The organism is Acetomicrobium sp. S15 = DSM 107314 (assembly GCF_016125955.1).
Taxonomy (GTDB): domain Bacteria; phylum Synergistota; class Synergistia; order Synergistales; family Thermosynergistaceae; genus Thermosynergistes; species Thermosynergistes pyruvativorans.
The window spans coordinates 1-389 of record NZ_JADEVE010000335.1; the positions used below are offsets into that span (position 1 = coordinate 1).

At 58.9% G+C, this 389-nt stretch carries 1 protein-coding gene; it reads left to right on the forward strand.

Annotated features, from left to right (window positions below; translation table 11 throughout):
* Positions 1–118 precede the first annotated feature (118 nt).
* Positions 119–389: hypothetical protein (locus EZM41_RS09520; protein WP_232619278.1), on the forward strand; the 271-nt coding region annotated here is incomplete at its 3' end.

Below are 389 nucleotides of genomic sequence, written 5' to 3' on the forward strand. Positions count from 1 at the left end.
TCACTGTGGGGTTCGAGCCGGTATCCTTGGGGCCGCGCAGACTCCGCGCCCCCACAGCGGCAGCCGTGGGGTGCGGTTATCTGCTGCTTTCCATGGAGAACAAGGTCAATGCGTCCTCTTGAAGGCAAGCGCGTCTTCTGAGGGCTATGAGGTTGGGGATATAGTAGGTAAGAAGGGAATAGAGAAATTTTGCGAGGCGAGGCTTCGCGGGAGGCCCGGCGGTGAGATCGTGGAGGTAGACGCAATGGGGAGGCGCGTTGCCTTTTACGGGGCCGTCAATTCGCTCTCTCAGGTTGCGATAAAGGTCGCTTCTCCGGGCGTCCCCGACTTTTACCAGGGTACAGAATTGTGGGATCTCTCTTTGGTGGATCCCGACAATCGCAGGCCTG